15 protein-coding genes are annotated in these 16,432 nt (G+C 59.5%); 4 read left to right on the top strand and 11 right to left on the bottom strand.

The genetic code is table 11. From position 1 onward, the window contains the following. Positions 1–28: 28 nt before the first annotated feature. Positions 29–859: a lipid II-degrading bacteriocin gene (locus tag ABJ99_RS01185; protein WP_054084254.1), complete on the bottom strand. Its 831-nt coding sequence runs from the start codon at positions 857–859 to the stop codon at positions 29–31. Positions 860–1,331: 472 nt separating this feature from the next. Beyond that, on the bottom strand, positions 1,332–1,769 hold the full coding sequence (locus ABJ99_RS01180; RefSeq protein WP_054084253.1) for a hypothetical protein: 438 nt from the start codon (positions 1,767–1,769) through the stop codon (positions 1,332–1,334). Positions 1,770–1,958: 189 nt separating this feature from the next. Here ABJ99_RS01180 and ABJ99_RS01175 point away from each other — a divergent pair, with 189 nt between their 5' ends. From ABJ99_RS01175 to estP, 4 genes are all read left to right on the top strand, one after another. Continuing rightward, the gene (locus tag ABJ99_RS01175; RefSeq protein ID WP_054084252.1) at positions 1,959–2,570 is read left to right on the top strand and encodes a LexA family protein; all 612 of its coding nucleotides are present in this window, start codon (positions 1,959–1,961) and stop codon (positions 2,568–2,570) included. A gap of 151 nt (positions 2,571–2,721) precedes the next feature. Next, positions 2,722–2,970 carry a DUF1654 domain-containing protein gene (locus ABJ99_RS01170; RefSeq protein ID WP_054084251.1) on the top strand — a complete coding sequence of 83 codons (249 nt, stop codon included), beginning with the start codon at positions 2,722–2,724 and terminating at the stop codon, positions 2,968–2,970. Positions 2,971–3,091: 121 nt separating this feature from the next. Continuing rightward, on the top strand, positions 3,092–3,334 hold the full coding sequence (locus ABJ99_RS01165) for a pyocin activator PrtN family protein (protein ID WP_007251927.1): 243 nt from the start codon (positions 3,092–3,094) through the stop codon (positions 3,332–3,334). A gap of 104 nt (positions 3,335–3,438) precedes the next feature. Beyond that, complete coding sequence (estP, locus tag ABJ99_RS01160) at positions 3,439–5,361, top strand: esterase EstP (RefSeq protein ID WP_054084250.1); 1,923 nt, start codon at positions 3,439–3,441, stop codon at positions 5,359–5,361. 303 nt (positions 5,362–5,664) lie between these two features. Here estP and trpE read toward each other — a convergent pair whose 3' ends face one another. The 9 genes from trpE to ABJ99_RS01115 form a co-directional block, all read right to left on the bottom strand. After that, positions 5,665–7,146, bottom strand: coding sequence for an anthranilate synthase component I (gene trpE, locus ABJ99_RS01155; protein WP_054084249.1), 1,482 nt, complete (start codon positions 7,144–7,146; stop codon positions 5,665–5,667). 70 nt (positions 7,147–7,216) lie between these two features. Next, positions 7,217–8,035 (bottom strand): phosphoglycolate phosphatase, encoded by an 819-nt coding sequence (locus ABJ99_RS01150; RefSeq protein WP_054084248.1) that lies wholly within the window; start codon positions 8,033–8,035, stop codon positions 7,217–7,219. Then, positions 8,032–8,706 (bottom strand): ribulose-phosphate 3-epimerase, encoded by a 675-nt coding sequence (gene rpe / locus ABJ99_RS01145; RefSeq protein ID WP_054084247.1) that lies wholly within the window; start codon positions 8,704–8,706, stop codon positions 8,032–8,034. The genes ABJ99_RS01150 and rpe overlap by 4 nt, the downstream gene beginning before the upstream one ends. Before the next feature lie 148 nt (positions 8,707–8,854). Next, a complete protein-coding gene (locus ABJ99_RS01140; protein WP_054084246.1) occupies positions 8,855–9,676 on the bottom strand; it encodes an ABC transporter permease in 822 nt (273 codons plus the stop codon). Between the two features lie 11 nt (positions 9,677–9,687). Further along, positions 9,688–10,935 (bottom strand): ABC transporter permease, encoded by a 1,248-nt coding sequence (locus tag ABJ99_RS01135; RefSeq protein WP_054084245.1) that lies wholly within the window; start codon positions 10,933–10,935, stop codon positions 9,688–9,690. Between the two features lie 77 nt (positions 10,936–11,012). Then, positions 11,013–12,047 (bottom strand): polyamine ABC transporter substrate-binding protein, encoded by a 1,035-nt coding sequence (locus tag ABJ99_RS01130; protein ID WP_054084244.1) that lies wholly within the window; start codon positions 12,045–12,047, stop codon positions 11,013–11,015. Positions 12,048–12,129: 82 nt separating this feature from the next. After that, positions 12,130–13,254 (bottom strand): ABC transporter ATP-binding protein, encoded by a 1,125-nt coding sequence (locus tag ABJ99_RS01125; RefSeq protein ID WP_054084243.1) that lies wholly within the window; start codon positions 13,252–13,254, stop codon positions 12,130–12,132. 437 nt (positions 13,255–13,691) lie between these two features. Further along, entirely contained in the window at positions 13,692–14,321 is a 630-nt protein-coding gene (locus ABJ99_RS01120; RefSeq protein WP_054084242.1) for a response regulator, read from the bottom strand. After that, positions 14,318–16,366, bottom strand: a complete 2,049-nt coding sequence (locus ABJ99_RS01115; RefSeq protein WP_054084241.1) for a sensor histidine kinase — start codon at positions 16,364–16,366, stop codon at positions 14,318–14,320. Before ABJ99_RS01115 ends, ABJ99_RS01120 begins: the two co-directional genes overlap by 4 nt. Positions 16,367–16,432 lie beyond the last annotated feature (66 nt).

The following is a 16,432-nucleotide window of genomic DNA, read 5'->3' as shown; positions in this document are numbered from 1 at the left end:
CTCATGCGCTACCTGTCATGCCTTTGACCTAGTTGCCACTAACCGTAACCGGCAACGAACCGGGAATTTCGATCGAGTACGAGGTAAATGGAACGGCACTCAACAACGAAGTAAGATTTTCACCCAGCCATCCGCGATGATTGGACGGATTGGCATCGTAGACATCATTGAAGGCGCGAATCTTGCCCGAGAATGTCCATGCTCCACTCGAGTTTTTATCGATAGTTCCCACCAGCCTGAGTGTAATGTTCCCCAGCGTCAGCCAAGATGCGTTGGAATCCTTACCGACATCATAGGCGAAGTTGACATCAAGCGAACTGGTGCCAACCGGGCGTGCGCTCTGGATAATATTCATTACATCAGGGATATCACGGATATCGACGTTAAGCCCAACATTCTGAATAGGGAACGTAAGGGGTGCGCCCAAACCAAACATGCCATGAGCCAGTGCATGAAATGGTGTCATAAGGCCGCCAGACAATACATGGTTGCCTGGCGGATACTTGATGATATTTTCGTTGATCTGCTGGCTTCTGCCGATGTCAGTTGCGATTTCGTTGTAAGCCGTTCGAAGATCACGCCCTTCAGCCTCACGCTGATCCGCCGCTGCGAAGGTCTTCAAGGCAACCTTGGATTGAATCCCGAAGCTGTCACGCCTCGCTTGATCCTGAAACGTGGCAAGACAGTTCGGGCTGCAATACAAATCACCCTGAAGAAGCAGCACAGTCGCTACAGGATTCTGCATACCTCGCGGAAAGCTTTGACCAAAACTAAGGTCTTGACCACGATAGGTACCATTACCTCCTGCGCTAATTTCAGGATAAGGGGTGATGTATGTCGGAGGAAGCTCAATAGGCATTGATTTTACGTGTTAATCAGTTGATGTTCGCGAAGGATTCCGCTTTTCTATCTAGATCAAAGGCGATGACTCATGGCTCACGGCCTTCACATGGCTCGGCGTTCCGCATGGGGAACGCTTGATGTAGTTCGGTATGGTCACCCATGCGGGCTTACAGTTTCTTGCACTGGCCGCATCGAAAGTCTTTCAACATGTGCACGAGGCCTCCGTGTGCCTGGCCCAATGAAAAACCCCGCCGAAGCGGGGTTGGGGGTGGGTCGCGATTGACCGGTTGGCGCTGTTGAGCAGCCTCTGTTCGGCTGCAGCCCTGAGGCGCAAATCGCATATCGTGGGACCTTTTTACCCCCCTCCGGAAAGCCTGGGAAGGGGCAGTTTCGGGGTGGGTCGAGTTTGACCGGAGTTCAACACGAGTTCGACCACAGCTGTGCAATCGCCCCGGATAAACGGTATCGGATACCCTGTTCATCCGCGCTTATCCAGCCTTGCAAACGTCATCCTTGTTGCTTCGCGAAGCGCTGCGCTCGGCAAGAATCGCCAGCACTTGCTGATGAAGCTTGTTGATCCAGTTGCGATAGGTGCGGTCTGCGCCTTCGTTGATGCCCACCAGACGCATCTGTTCGCGAACCGGCAACGCTTCGACATAACGCAAGGTGGCCAGTTGGGCCAGTTCGGGCCCACGGCCTTTGGCAGGGCTGCGAGCCATTTGTGCAATGGCCGCTTCGACTTCGCTGCTTATATAGTCCATGCCGCTGCCATTACCGATCAGTGCCCGCGAGCCGGGTGTGCGACGCGGAATATAAGCGCCCCACTCCATGATCCCGGCCATCGGACTGCTCAGCCCGCCGCCTAGCCCTACGCGCATGCGTTGCTCGCCCCAATGCTGCATGACCACTTCTACTTTCTCGATCATTGTCTGTTTCCTGTCCTGATCTGCGGAGACGCTTTGCGAGCGAGTTCGCCCCAAAGCCTGCGCGGCAGACAATACAATCTGTATTTTCAAGAGACAACCCGCATTTACAATATGTATATTGCCGATCACCCTACAGCCTGTATGATTCGACGCATGAACAGAAAATGGTATGAAGTCGCAAGACAGGTCATGGCAACCCAGGAAATCAGCCAGGAAGAAATGGCTGAGCGCATGGGTGTAACGCCGGGCGCGGTGGGGCATTGGCTGAACGGCAAGCGCGAGCCGAAGATCGAGGTGATCAATCGGTTTTTGACCGAGCTGGGCCTGCCGATCCTCGCGACCTCCATTCCGTGGCAGGAGTCCGCTATGGATAACGTAGCGCCTGCGGTGCAGCCTTCGCGTTTCTATCGTTATCCGGTCATCAGCTGGGTTGAAGCCGGAGGCTGGAGCGAGGCTGTCGAGCCCTACCCGGCCGGCTATTCCGACACCTTCGAAATCAGCGATTATAAAGCCAAGGGCCGCGCCTTCTGGCTGGTCGTGCGGGGCGACTCGATGACCGCGCCTGCCGGCCAGAGCATCCCTGAAGGCATGTTGATTCTGGTCGATACCGGGCTGGAGCCAACGGCTGGAAAACTGGTCATTGCCAAACTTCCCGAAAGCAACGAAGCCACATTCAAAAAGCTCGTCGAGGACGCCGGACGCTTCTTCCTCAAGCCGCTGAACCCGGCTTACCCGACCTTGCCAGTTACTGAAGACTGCAAACTGATCGGGGTCATCCGGCAAATGACGATGCGTCTGTAACGCGCTGCGGATTCAGCCAAGCCCCGAAACCGGGGCTTTTTTGTGGGCGCCGTTCAGCAGCTACCACACACTTGTGTAGGAAACATTTGTAGCTTGCGTAGGAAATACTCCTCAATTACTGTATGCACATACAGTAAAAAGGAGTTCACGCATGCTAAACCAGCCCCTCGACACGGCTCATCACGACGCTTACCTGGCCTTGGCGCAGCGTATTCAGGACGCTATCACCAGTGACAAGGCTCAAATCGAGCATCAGGTCTTACTGGTCAGAGAGCCGGGCGAGGTGCTTGAACATTGGGAGCGGATTCTGGAGGAGATCAGCGAGGCAGAGGGCATCACCGTGACCCGTTACCCTGAAAACGGCACCGCGCACGTGTGCTGGTACATCGACTCCTTGTAGGAAGATTCATACAATCTGTATTTAAAATACAAACTGTATTGTATGAAAGCACTACATATCGTATCGTTTGCATGCACCCCACTTCGGGAGTCCTTATATGCAAACCACAGGGAGTCATGGAATGAACGAAATACTGGACCAACTTCGCAAAGAATTCGCCACGCCGTGCCCATCGCTGAGCGCCGTAAGGGAGCGTTATTTCTCGCACCTGTCGAGTGATCGCAACCTGTTACGCAAGATCAACGCGGGCCGCATTGACCTCAAGGTCAACCGCACAGGCGGCACGCGGCAGGGTCACCCGTTTGTCTACTTGCACGATCTGGCTAATTACCTGAGCGGCATCGTGACCGAAAAGGCCGCGTGAGTTCAAAAAGTACCGCCGCTCGGCAAAGGGTTTCAGCGACCTTTGCAGTCATGAAAAATCTTGCTACGTTCCCGGTACAAAATAACAACAACCGGGATACTTTCATGACCAAAACATCAAGGCGCTGGCCCTTCGTGGCCTGTCTGCTTTCGCTGGCGTGCGGCAGCGCCGCTGCGGCCCCCTATTCGACCATGGTGGTGTTCGGCGACAGCCTGGCCGATGCCGGGCAGTTCCCGGACACCGCTGGCCCGGCAGGCTCCACGCTGCGCTTTACCAACCGCGTGGGCCCGACCTATCAGGATGGCAGCGGCGAAGCATTCAATCTGAACTCATCTACCCTGATCGGCCGGATGCTGCGGGTTCCGGCTGGCGACCTGGCGGCATCTACCTCGCCGGTCAATGCGGCCCTGGGTGCACCGGATGGTAATAACTGGGCTGTCGGTGGCTACCGAACTGACCAGATCCTTGATTCGATCAACTCGCAATCCACTGTCGTCGACCCGAACAGCGGCATGCTGTTGCGCAGCCGGACCGGATATTTGCCCGCCAACAGCTTTCGCGCCGACCCCAATGCTCTGTATTACCTGACCGGCGGCGGCAACGACTTCCTGCAAGGTCGCGTATTGAGCGCCAGCAGCGCAGGGCAAGCCGCCAATCAACTGGCTGACAGCGCACAGGCCCTGCAACAGGCAGGGGCGCGCTACATCATGGTCTGGCTGCTGCCGGACATCGGTCGGACGCCGGCCTTGAGCGGTACGCCGCTGGCCTCTGCCACGTCGGTACTCAGCGCTGCCTTCAATCAACAACTGGTCAGCCGTCTGGCGCAGATCAATGCGCAGATCATCCCGCTCAACGTGCCATTGCTGATCTCCGAGACGCTGGCCGAACCGGCACGCTTCGGCTTCGACCCCAGTGAAAACCTGGTCAGCACCTGTTTCAGCGGCGACAACTGCCGTGAAAGCACCACCAACGGCCGGTCCAGCGCCACGCCGAACCCGAGCCGGCTGTTCTTCAATGACCGCGTGCACCCGACCGAAGCCGGACAACGGCTACTCGCCGACTACGCCTATTCACTGCTCTCGGCACCGTGGGAAATCAGCCTGCTGCCGGAAATGGCCAACGGCACACTGCGCATGCATCAGGACGAAATCCGCGCGCAGTGGCTCAGCGACTGGGGTAACTGGCAAGGCATCGGCCAGTGGCAGAGCATTCTCTCGGCTGGCGGTCAGAAACTGGACTTCGACGCGCAGGACAGTTCTGCAGATGCTGACGGACAAGGCTACAACCTGACCATCGGTGGCAGCTACCGCTTTGCCGAAAACTGGCGCACGGGTGTCGTGGCGGGTGCCTATCGACAGACGCTGGAAGCCGGCCCCAGGGACTCGGACTACAAGCTCAACAGCTACATCGCCACGGCGTTTCTGCAGTATCAGGCCAATCACTGGTGGGGCGACCTGGCAGTGTCGGGCGGCAAGCTGGACTATGAAAATGCCGAGCGCAAATTCGCGCTGGGTGTCAGCGAGGGGCAGGAAAAAGGCGATACCGACGGTGAAATGTGGGCTGTCAGCGGGCGAGTCGGTTTTGATATCGCCGGGGCTGCCAGTCGCTGGCACCTGTCGCCTTTCGTCAGCGCCGACTATGCCCACATCGATGTCGATGGCTACTCGGAAAAAGGCGACCGTTCGACCGCCTTGACCTTCAGCGATCAGACGCGCAAATCCCGGCGTGCAGGCGTTGGTTTGCAGGGCAAATTCCAGGCGACGCCGACCACTCAGGTGTGGGGCGAAGTCGCGCGGGAACGGGAATTCGAGACCGATCAGCAGAACGTGACCATGGCCCTCAACAGCGTACAGTCGGTCGACTTCACCCTGGACGGCTATACCCCACAACGCGACCTGAACCGCGCGACTGTGGGCGTCAGCCAGAAACTCACCCAGGACCTGACCCTGCGCGGCAACTACAACTGGCGCAAGAACGACGACGTGACCCAGCAGGGGGTTAATGTGGCGTTGAGTATGAGTTTCTAGATAGAAGCGGCATGCGGAGCGTCACCCCCAAGGCGCTCCCACGCTGAAGCACTCACCGTTATACACAAGTCCTGACAGGCCCGGAAAGTGGGACTAAAACAGCAGTATCCGGTTACACATGCAACATTGTGGGAGTGACCGGGGCGGCGATCCGCATTGCTCACGAAAACAATAGCCCAAACACCCCATTACCGGGGCTGTGCCGGCCTCTTCGCGAGCGAGCGAAGCGTCGCCCGGCTCGCTCCCACAGGACTTACGTATAACGTTCTGCGTCCGCTATGGGACGCAGAGCATCCAGCCCGCTCAGTCCTCGGCAGTCTGCGAGGCCAGGGCCACGGCGCGGAACATGGCGCGGCGTTTGTTCAGGGTTTCTTCCCATTCCAGTGCTGGCACCGAGTCGGCGACGATGCCGCCACCCGCCTGCACGTGCAGCTCGCCGTTCTTGATCACCGCCGTACGGATCGCAATCGCGGTGTCCATGTTGCCGTTCCAGGCCATGTACCCCACCGCTCCGCCGTAGACGCCACGCTTGACGGGCTCCAGCTCGTCGATGATTTCCATGGCGCGGATCTTCGGTGCGCCGGACAAGGTGCCAGCCGGCAGAATCGCCCGCAGCGCATCCATCGCCGTCAGCCCGCTTTTCAGTTGACCAGTGACGTTCGAAACAATGTGCATTACGTTGGAATAACGCTCGATGACCATCTTCTCGGTCAGCTTGACCGTGCCGATCTCGGAAACCCGCCCGGTATCGTTACGGCCCAGATCAATCAGCATCAAGTGCTCGGCGATTTCCTTGTCGTCGGACAGCAGGTCCTCTTCCAGCGCGAGATCCGCCTCTTCAGTGGCGCCGCGTGGACGCGTGCCAGCGATGGGCCGCACGGTGATCAGGTTGTCCTCGACGCGTACCAGCACTTCCGGCGAACTGCCAACCACGTGGAAATCACCGAAATTGAAAAAGTACATGTACGGCGTAGGATTGAAACAGCGCAGCGCACGGTACAGATCAATAGGCGCAGCAGCGAAATCGATGGACATACGCTGCGACGGCACAACCTGCATCACGTCGCCCGCGAGGATGTACTGCTTGATCGTGTCGACTGCAGCTTCGTAATCATTCTGCGTGAAGCTTGAGCGAAATACCGGATCGGCCGCCGGAGGCCGGTCCAGATCCAGCCCGCGACGCGGCGTGATTGGCTGGCGCAGTTTGTTCATCAGCTCATCGAGCAGCGCGACGCCGCTGTCGTAGGCACCCTGTTGCGCCGGATCGACCAACACAATGGCGTGCATCTTGCCCGCGAGGTTGTCGAATACCACCACCGCATCGGACACCATCAGCAGGATATCCGGCACGCCGAGCGGGTCCGGGTTCGGACACACCGCCAGACGTTTCTCGACATAGCGCACGCAGTCATAACCGAAATAACCCACCAGCCCGCCATTGAAACGCGGCAGCCCGGCAATGGTCGGCACGTTGTAGCGCGCCTTGAAAGTCTCGACAAAATCCAGCGGGTCTTCGACGTCCAGGCTTTCGATCTCGACGCCATCATGCGTCACGCTGACGTGATGGCCGTGCACGCGCATTACGGTGCGGCATGGCAAACCGATAATCGAATAACGACCCCATTTCTCGCCGCCCTGCACCGATTCCAGCAGATAGGAGTTCGGCTGATCGGCCAGCTTGAGGTAGATCGACAGCGGCGTATCGAAGTCAGCCAGAGTTTCGCGGGCAAGCGGGATGCGGTTGTAGCCGTCGGCGGCCAAACGCAGGAATTCTTCACGGTTCATGAGTAACCTCGTGGTTTTGAGGAGCAACAGTCAGTCAGGCAAACGTGCCGGCAGGCCGGCCAGAATCAAGTCAGGCGCGCCAACGCCAGCGGGCCAGGGCCTTGATGACTTTCATCCAGAGTTTGCGAGTGACCACCACGATGGATTCTCTTGAGGAGGGACGTTTGATGTCGGGCAACAGTATCTCAGCGTCCCGATCCAGGCAACCGGGAATCAGCCTGCGCAGATCATCGATCACCAGCGCCGGATTCTCCTCGGCAATCGGCCTGCCGTGGTTGTAGCCGTAGCTCAATGCAACGCAGGCGACACCGGCAGCCTTGGCGGCCTGCACGTCACTGCGCGAGTCGCCGACAAACAGCGATTGCGAAGCGGGAATACCGGCCATTTTCATCACGAAAAACAGCGCAGCCGGGTCAGGTTTTTTCTGCGGCAGGGTGTCGCCACCGATGATCCAGCGGAAGAAACGCCCCAGCTTCATTTCATCCAGCAACGGTGCGACGAAACGCTCCGGCTTGTTGGTGATGAGTGCCATCTCGACGCCCATCTTCTGCAGCCATTTCAGGGTTTCGCGCACGCCGGGGTAGACCGCCGTGAACTCATGCTTTTCGGCATAAGCGCGCATGAAGATTTCCAGCGCCTGCGTGGCCAGTGCGTCGTCGACGCCACTGTGATCAATATCATTGGCCAGCGCACGACGCACCAGCACCGGCGCACCGTTGCCGATCCAGGCACGCACTGCATCCAGACCGGCGGGCGGTCGGCCGAGCTCGGCCAGGGTCTTGTCAACCGCCACCGCCAGATCGGGAACCGAGTCCACCAGGGTGCCGTCCAGGTCGAACATGATCAGCTTTGGCAGCTTGCCTGCAAACAGCGTCTCGAAGCCGCTCATGCGCGGGCTGACGCCAGCTCGGTGCGCATTTTCTCGATCACTTCGCGGTAGTCCGGCGCGTTGAAGATCGCCGAACCGGCGACGAAAGTGTCAGCACCCGCCGCAGCGATTTCGCGGATGTTATTGACGTTGACGCCGCCGTCGATCTCCAGACGAATATCACGGCCCGAAGCATCGATCAGGGCCCGCGCCTCGCGCAGCTTGTTGAGCGTGCCGGGGATGAACTTCTGCCCGCCGAAACCCGGGTTGACGCTCATGAGCAGGATCATGTCGACCTTGTCCATCACGTATTCCAGCAGGTTCAGCGGCGTGGCCGGGTTGAAGACCAGACCGGCCTTGCAACCGCCTTCACGGATCAGTTGCAGCGAACGGTCGATGTGCTGGGTCGCTTCCGGGTGAAAGGTGATGTACGTGGCACCGGCCTCGATGAAATCGCCGATGATGCGATCCACCGGGCTGACCATCAGGTGCACATCGATGGGCGCAGTTACGCCGTACTTGCGCAGCGCACTGCACACCATCGGACCAATGGTCAGGTTGGGGACGTAGTGGTTGTCCATGACATCGAAGTGGACAAAATCCGCGCCGCTAGCAAGCACGTTGTCGACTTCCTCACCCAGTCGGGCGAAGTCAGCGGAAAGAATCGATGGGGCAATAACGAAGGGCTGCATGACGCACCTGTTTGAGCAGAATCACGGTGGTGCGCATTGTACGCCAAGCTTCGCCTGGAGCGTTAAGCGGCAAGCTTCAAGCGTTTGATCTGCTTCTGCTTCAAGCTTCAAGCTTGTAGCTTACCGCTTGAAACTTGCAGCTCCCAGTTCACTGAGCCGTTCTCAGTTTCTCGCTCCGCCCCCGCAGCCATTCCAGCACCAGCAGCAATAGCACCGAGAAGCCGATCAACAGCGTCGCCGCAGCGGCGATGGTCGGGCTGAGGTTTTCGCGGATACCGCTGAACATCTGCCGGGGCAAGGTCGCCTGTTCCGGTCCGGCGAGAAACAGCGTCACGACCACTTCGTCGAACGAGGTCGCAAAGGCGAACAGCGCGCCGGAAATCACCCCCGGCGCAATCAACGGCAAGGTCACGCGACGGAACGCGGTCAGCGGCGATGCGCCCAGGCTTGCAGCAGCGCGCACCAAGTTGTGATTGAAGCCCTGCAAGGTAGCCGACACGGTGATGATCACGAACGGCACACCCAGCACCGCATGGACCAGAATCAGCGAGGTGTAGCTGTTGCCCAGGCCCAGTGGCGCGAAAAACAGGTAGCTGGCGACACCGACGATTACCACCGGCACCACCATCGGCGAAATCACCAGGGCCATGACCAGCGCCTTGCCGGGGAAGTTGCCGCGGGTCAGGCCAATCGCTGCCAGCGTGCCGAAGCCCATCGCCAGCAGGGTCGCGGCCGGGGCGACGATCATGCTGTTTTTCAGCGCGCGCATCCATTCAGCCGAATTGAAAAAATCCTGATACCACTGCAACGAGAAGCCTTGCAGCGGATAGACCAGAAAGCTGCCCGAGTTGAATGACAGCGGCACGATGACCAGTACCGGCAGCACAAGAAACAGCAGCACCAGAGTGCAGATGATGCGCAAGGCGTAATACCAGAGGCGCTCGATCGGCGATGTGTAGGGGTTCAGCATGGTAACGCTCCTCAGCTCAGACGCAGGCGGCTGGCGCCGACCAGCCAGCTATAAATCAGGTACAGCACGATGGTCGCCAACAACAGCAGCCCGCCGAGCGCCGTTGCCATGCCCCAGTTGATGCTGGTGTTGGTGTAGAACGCGACGAAATAGCTGACCATCTGGTCGTTCGGGCTGCCCAGCAAGGCCGGGGTGATGTAGTAGCCGATCGACAGAATGAACACCAGCAGACAACCCGCCCCGATGCCGGCGTAGGTCTGCGGAAAGTACACGCGCCAGAAGCTGGCGAACGGGTGGCAGCCCAAGGAAATGGCTGCACGCATGTAGGTCGGGGAGATGTTTTTCATCACGCTGTAGATCGGCAGGATCATGAACGGCAACATGATGTGCACCATCGAGATGTAAACGCCGACCCGGTTGAAGACCAGCTCCAGCGGCTTGTCGATAATGCCCATCGCCAGCAGCGCACTGTTGATCAGCCCGCTCGACTGCAACAGCACGATCCAGGCGGCGACGCGCACCAGGATTGAAGTCCAGAACGGCAGCAGCACCAGAATCATCAGCAGGTTGCTCTGCCGGGCCGGCAGGTTGGCCAGCAGGTAAGCCAGTGGATACGCCAGCACCAGACAGATCGCGGTGATCACCAGGCCCATCCAGAAGGTACGGGCGAAGATATCCAGGTAGATCGCCTGATCCGGCGTGGCCGGGGCGACTTCACCGAGGTCATCAATGCGATGGTCAACGGCGGCCAGCAGGTAATACGGAGTGATACTGCTGGTATTGCGGCGCACCGCCTGCCAATAGGCCGGGTCGCCCCAGCGTTCATCCAGCGCTTCGAGCGCTTCTTTATAGGAGGCCGGCTCAGTCTTGAACGGCAGCGCGCGGGCGGTTTTGCTCAACAGGCTGCGATAGCCGGCCAGCTCGATGTTCAGACGCTTGGACAGATCGCCCAGCGTGGAATTCTTGCGTGTTTCGGCCAGGTCCAGGCTCATCGCCTTGTAGACCGACTCGGGTGGCAGCCCTTTACCGTCCCATTTCTGCACTTCGATCACGGTAGTCGGCAGCGCAGTCACGACTTCGGGGTTGCCGACGCTCTTGTAGAGCAGCGCGGCGATAGGCACCAGAAACACCAACAACAGGAAAATCACCAACGGCGCGATCAGTGCCTGAGCCTTCCAGCGGTTGACCCGCTCGGCGCGAGCAAGACGTTGCTTCAAGGTGGGGCTGGCGCCTTCAGTCAAGGGCACTGCGATGGCCATAGCGAACTCCGGAATCTTTCAACAAAGGGGCGCCCCCGGTATCAGGGAGCGCCCGGATCTGACTCAACGCCGGCTGATTACTTGGCAGCCCAGGCAGTGAAACGCTGTTCCAGCGATTCGCCGTTGTCGGTCCAGAACGCAACGTTCATCTGCACCTGATCCTTGATGTTCTCAGGCGTGGTCGGCATGTTCTGCAGCGTTTCCTTGTCCAGCAGCTTGACTGCCTGGGTGTTGGCCGGGCCGTAGGCGATGTTCTGCGAGTAGGTCTTCTGCTGCTCGGGGCTCAGCATGAAGGCGATGAATTTCTTCGCCGCATCCGCGTTTTTCGAACCCTTCGGGATGGCCCAGGCATCGAAGTCATACACGCCGCCGGTCCAGACCACTTTCAGGTTGCTTTCTTTCTGCACGGCAGCGATTCGGCCGTTGTAAGCCGAGCTCATCACCACGTCACCGGAAGCGAGGTACTGCGGCGGCTGTGCGCCAGCTTCCCACCACTGGATGTTGGGTTTGAGCTCATCGAGCTTCTTGAACGCGCGGTCTTGTCCGTCTTTGCTGGCCAGCACTTTGTAGACGTCTTTCGGCGCAACGCCGTCGGCCATCAGGGCGAATTCGAGGGTGTACTTCGCGCCTTTGCGCAGGCCACGCTTGCCCGGGAATTTCTGGGTGTTCCAGAAATCGACCCAGCCGCTCGGGGCCGTGGTGACCTTGTCAGCGTTATAGGCCAGCACGGTGGACCAGACGAAGAAGCCTGCGCCGCACGTGGTGATCGCGCCCGGAACGTAGTCTTCGGCATTGCCGAGCAGTTTCGGGTCCAGCTCTTCAAACATGTCTTCATCACAGCCGCGAGCCAGTTCTGGCGATTCGACTTCTACCAGATCCCAGGAAACGCTCTTGGTGTCGACCATGGTTTTGACCTTGGCCATTTCACCGTTGTACTCACCGGCGATGATCTTGCCGTTACCGGCTTTTTCCCACGGCGCGTAGAACGCTTTTTCCTGAGCGGCCTTGTTGGCGCCGCCGAAGGAAATGACGGTCAGATCGGGCGCAGCCATGGCTTGCGCAGCGCACATCAGGCCCAACGTGATGGCGGTGAACTTCAAAGATTTCAACATGTGTTCTTTTCTCCACGAGCAGTGTTGGTAAGCGATTGGGATGGGCGATCAGTTCGCCTCTGTTGTTGCTTTTATCGGTAGATCAATGCACTTGCTGCAAGGGGTCGAGCGCGCGGACATGCTCGACTTGCCAGCCGATGGGTACCACATCGCCCACGCTCAGCGTCGGGTCCAGCTCGGCGATTGGCTGTTTGACGAAGAAATCGGTCTTGCCGGCGACTTCCAGACGCACCCGCACGTGGTCGCCCAGGTAGATGAACTCGGCCACACGGCCAGAGAACCGATTGGTACAACTTTCGCTGCGGCCATTGAGGTTGATGCGCTCGGGGCGGATCGACAGGGTGACCGGGGCGCCGGGCTGGCCGACATTGATCGCCAGCGCGTGCACTTTCTCGCCGCGCTCCAGCTCGACCACGCAGCGGTCGCCGTCCTGACTGACCAGACGACCGTTAAGCCGGTTGTTCTCACCGATGAAGTTGGCCACGAAAGTGTTTTTCGGCTCTTCGTACAGGCTGCGCGGCGGCGCGATCTGCTGGATTTCGCCCTGATGAAACACGGCAACCCGGTCGGACATGGTCAGGGCTTCACCCTGGTCGTGGGTCACGTAGACCACCGTTACGCCGAGGCGCTGGTGCAGGTGTTTGATCTCCATCTGCATGTGCTCGCGCAGCTGCTTGTCGAGGGCGCCAAGCGGCTCATCCATCAACACCAGTTGCGGCTCGAACACCAGCGCGCGGGCCAAGGCCACACGCTGCTGCTGACCGCCGGACAACTGCGCCGGGTAGCGATGCGCGAAGCTGTCGAGCTGGACCATGCCCAGCGCTTTTTTGACCTTTTCGCCGACGTCGGTCTTGCTCATGCCGCGTACTGTCAGCGGAAAGGCGAGGTTCTCGGCGACTGTCATGTGCGGAAACAAGGCGTAGTTCTGGAACACCATGCCGATGTCGCGCTTGTGCGGCGGCACATTGTTGATGGCGCGGCCACCGAGCAGGATTTCGCCCGCAGTCGGCGTTTCGAAACCGGCCAGCATCATCAGGCTGGTGGTCTTGCCGGAGCCGGAAGGACCGAGCAGGGTCAGGAACTCGCCTGTGCGAATATCCAGGTTCAGGTCTTTGACGATCAGTGCTTCGCCGTCGTAGCTCTTTTGCACACCACGAAAGCTGACCAGAACATCACTCGCTCCAGCGCTTATATCGACGTCGCTCATTGCCCACACCTTTGTTTTGTCTGCGTGGGCTCAAGACTAGAGCAGCGTGATCGCCCCGCAAATCGGGGACCGGGAGAGAATGGCCTAGGCCGGCTGGAAGGTTGAGGGTAGGGATTGCCCTACAGGGATGGCGCGATTGAGCACGTCGGCGACGTCTGATCGTTCCAGCGCTCAGCGTGATACACAAGTCCTGACGAGCGCAAAAAAAAGAGGTTTCAGGCTTCTGCCCGAAGGGCGCGGGAGCGGACCGGGCGACGCTTCGCTTGTCCGCGANTCAGACGATGCATTCCGGCGCTTATACCGGCCCATTCGCGAACAAGTTCGCTCCCACGGCCTCCGGCCAGAATCAAAAGCAGACTTGTGTACAACGATGAGCGTTCCAGCGCAGGGCGTGGGAGCGCCGCACGATAGTGGTGAGCAGAGTGTCGTTTTCAGACTCAGAGCAGTTTGTGCTCCATCGCGTATTTGACCAGGTCGGCCAGCGAGTTGAGTTTCATTTTCTGCATCAGCCGGGCTTTGTGGGTGCTGATGGTCTTGCTGCTCAGCGCCAGTTGCTGGGCGATGTCGTTGACGTTGGCGCCTTGAGCGAGCCGTTCGAATACCGAGAACTCACGCTCCGAGAGCAGCGCATGCAAAGGCCGGTTATCCGTCAGGCCGACTTCGAACACCATGCGGTCGGCCAGATCCGGGTCGATGTAGCGCCCGCCCGCTGCCACCCGCCGAATCGCCGTCAGCAGCAGTGCCGGATCGCTGTCTTTGGTCGCGTAGCCCGCTGCACCGACCTTCAAGGCGCGTGCAGCCATCTGCGCCTCGTTGTGCATCGACAACACCAGAATCGCCGGCGGATGGGTCAGCGCGCGAATCCTCGGGATCGCTTCAAGGCCGTTGACGCCCGGCATGGAAATGTCCAGCAACACCACTTCACAGGCCACGTGGCGCAATGTCTCAAGCAACTGCTCGCCATTGCTGGCCTCGCCGACGACTTGCAGATCCCTGGCCAGACCAATCAATTGCTTGATGCCCTCACGCACAATGGCGTGGTCTTCGGCTACCAAAACACGAATCACGGGTGTCGCTCCTGTACGGTCGGGTCCATCGGGATGTAGGCGCGCAAGGTTGTGCCCTCACCGACCTCGCTGTCCAGCTCCAGTCTGCCGCCGAGCATCAGCACCCGCTCGCGCATGCCCACCAGACCAAACGAAACCGTCCGGCCCGACTCGACGGCAAAGCCCTGCCCGTCATCGGCGATGGTCATGCACAAAATGCCGTCTTCCAGCGCCAGGCTGATCTCCACGGTATGGGCCTGAGCATGACGCATGACGTTGGTCAGTGCCTCCTGCAGAATCCGGAACATACCGGTGGCCTTGGCATCGCTGAGCGTCGGCAGGTTATCGGGCACTTGCACCAGGCAGGGAATCTGCGTACGCGCCTCGAAACGGCGCGCCTGCCATTCGATGGCCGACGCTATTCCGGCATCGAGAATCGGTGGCCGCAAGGCCGTGGCAACATCGCGTACCAACTGGAACAGCTGGGCGATGAGGCGTTTCATGCTGCCCAGCCGCTCGCTCAAGCCTGGGTCCAGCTCGGCATAGGCCAGCTCGCACATCGACGTTTCGAGCTTCAACACGGTCAGCATCTGACCCAGTTCGTCATGGACTTCCCGGGCAATACGCGCCTTTTCTTCTTCGCGCACGCTCTCCAGATGCGCCGACAATTCACGCAACTGATCATGGGCGCGTCGTCGTTCGCTGACATCACTGAGGAACACCACCAGGTATTCCGCTTCGTGAAAACGCAGGAAGCTCAAGGACACATCGGCAGGCAGAAAGCTGCCATCTGCGCGCAGGCAGTGGGTCTCGAACACCTGCGGGCTGTCTTCGCTGGAACGGGCGTTTTTCCACAGGTTGAGCCAACGGTCCATGTGCAGGCCGGGTTCGAAATCGATCAGCGGGCGCTCGACCACCTGTCCCGGCGCATAGCCGAGCATCGCCTCCGCGGCCCGATTGGCGTAACGCACGCGACTGTCCCAATTGACCCACAGAATGCCGACGGTGCTCTGATCGATGGAAAACTGCGCCAGCCGCAGCGCTTCTTCGCTTTCTACCCGTTGGGCAAGGTCCTCGCGTGCGGTCAGCAACTCCTGCTCCAGTGCCTGTTGCTGACGACGTTGCCAGACCACAATCGCAAAACAGGCCAGCAGCATCACCAGCAACAAAATGCACAGATTCTTCCACAAGCCCGTGGACCCACTGAAATGCGACGGGTTCAGCGGCATCCAGCGGGCGTGCAACTGCTCCAGCTCGCGGGCCGGAATGGCTTTTAAAGCCTCGCTGACAATCGCCGCCAGTTCCGGCTCATCGCGGCGCGACGCAACCCGCAGCAATTGCGGCAAACCGATATCTCCGACCACGGCCAGCGCGGAAAACTCCGGTTCGCGCAGCAGGCGACTCAGTTGCGCTTCATCCACCACGGCATAGCGCGCCTGCTGGCTGAGCAACAATTGCAGCGCCTGACGCTCCAGCGGCACGCCTTGCAGGTTCAGGTGCGCAAAATTGCTGCGCAGGTAATCGGCGGTCGGGCCTGGCATACGCACAGCCACTCTGGAAAGGCTGTCGAGCTTTTCCAGATCCACCGCAGCGCTGCCATCACGTTCGCCGATCAACAGTTGCGACACCCGCAGGTACGGATCGGAAAACAACCACAAACGCAATCCGGCCGGGGTCTGCATCAAGCCCGGCGCAACGTCGATTTCACCGTTGAGCAGCGCCTTTTCCAGCGCCGCCTGATCAGCGAAGTTGCGCCACAACAGCTCGACAGGCAGCGTCCGCGCCAAAGCGTTCATCAGGTCGACGTTGGCGCCGGACAACTGTTGCAGGCGTTGATCGAACTGGGCATACGGCGCGCGCAACACCAGGCCAACCCGCAATGGGCCATGCGTCTTGAGCCAGTCAAGCTGCGTCGCCGTCAGTTGCGCAGTGGCAGCCACTCCGGACTCGTCAGCCTGCGCATTCGCCACCCGCACCATCAAGAGCAAAGCCAGGCAGCCGATAAAAACGGTGCGCAGAAGACGAATGATCAACGTGTCGTTCTCATGTGTACGCAGGACGGTCATGGGCCGCCCACGCTCAGGCCTGACAAAAGCCGATCAACCCATTAGGCTGCCGGGATAGTTTCTGGC

The organism is Pseudomonas syringae pv. cilantro, assembly GCF_001293775.1.
GTDB lineage: Bacteria > Pseudomonadota > Gammaproteobacteria > Pseudomonadales > Pseudomonadaceae > Aquipseudomonas > Aquipseudomonas syringae_P.
The sequence above is the reverse complement of the archived record's forward strand: the minus strand, read 5'-3'. Positions and strand labels throughout refer to the sequence as shown.

What these genes read in the sequence shown, in the direction of transcription:
- ABJ99_RS01185 (WP_054084254.1), bottom strand. Translation starts at nt 859, where the DNA reads ATGCCTATTGAGCTTCCTCCGACATACATCACCCCTTATCCTGAAATT.
- ABJ99_RS01170 (WP_054084251.1), top strand. Translation starts at nt 2,722, where the DNA reads ATGCTAAACCAGCCCCTCGACACGGCTCATCACGACGCTTACCTGGCC.
- rpe (WP_054084247.1), bottom strand. Translation starts at nt 8,706, where the DNA reads ATGCAGCCCTTCGTTATTGCCCCATCGATTCTTTCCGCTGACTTCGCC.
- ABJ99_RS01150 (WP_054084248.1), bottom strand. Translation starts at nt 8,035, where the DNA reads ATGAGCGGCTTCGAGACGCTGTTTGCAGGCAAGCTGCCAAAGCTGATC.
- ABJ99_RS01135 (WP_054084245.1), bottom strand. Translation starts at nt 10,935, where the DNA reads ATGGCCATCGCAGTGCCCTTGACTGAAGGCGCCAGCCCCACCTTGAAG.
- ABJ99_RS01165 (WP_007251927.1), top strand. Translation starts at nt 3,092, where the DNA reads ATGAACGAAATACTGGACCAACTTCGCAAAGAATTCGCCACGCCGTGC.
- trpE (WP_054084249.1), bottom strand. Translation starts at nt 7,146, where the DNA reads ATGAACCGTGAAGAATTCCTGCGTTTGGCCGCCGACGGCTACAACCGC.
- ABJ99_RS01130 (WP_054084244.1), bottom strand. Translation starts at nt 12,047, where the DNA reads ATGTTGAAATCTTTGAAGTTCACCGCCATCACGTTGGGCCTGATGTGC.
- ABJ99_RS01175 (WP_054084252.1), top strand. Translation starts at nt 1,959, where the DNA reads ATGGCAACCCAGGAAATCAGCCAGGAAGAAATGGCTGAGCGCATGGGT.
- ABJ99_RS01180 (WP_054084253.1), bottom strand. Translation starts at nt 1,769, where the DNA reads ATGATCGAGAAAGTAGAAGTGGTCATGCAGCATTGGGGCGAGCAACGC.
- ABJ99_RS01140 (WP_054084246.1), bottom strand. Translation starts at nt 9,676, where the DNA reads ATGCTGAACCCCTACACATCGCCGATCGAGCGCCTCTGGTATTACGCC.
- estP (WP_054084250.1), top strand. Translation starts at nt 3,439, where the DNA reads ATGACCAAAACATCAAGGCGCTGGCCCTTCGTGGCCTGTCTGCTTTCG.
- ABJ99_RS01115 (WP_054084241.1), bottom strand. Translation starts at nt 16,366, where the DNA reads ATGACCGTCCTGCGTACACATGAGAACGACACGTTGATCATTCGTCTT.
- ABJ99_RS01125 (WP_054084243.1), bottom strand. Translation starts at nt 13,254, where the DNA reads ATGAGCGACGTCGATATAAGCGCTGGAGCGAGTGATGTTCTGGTCAGC.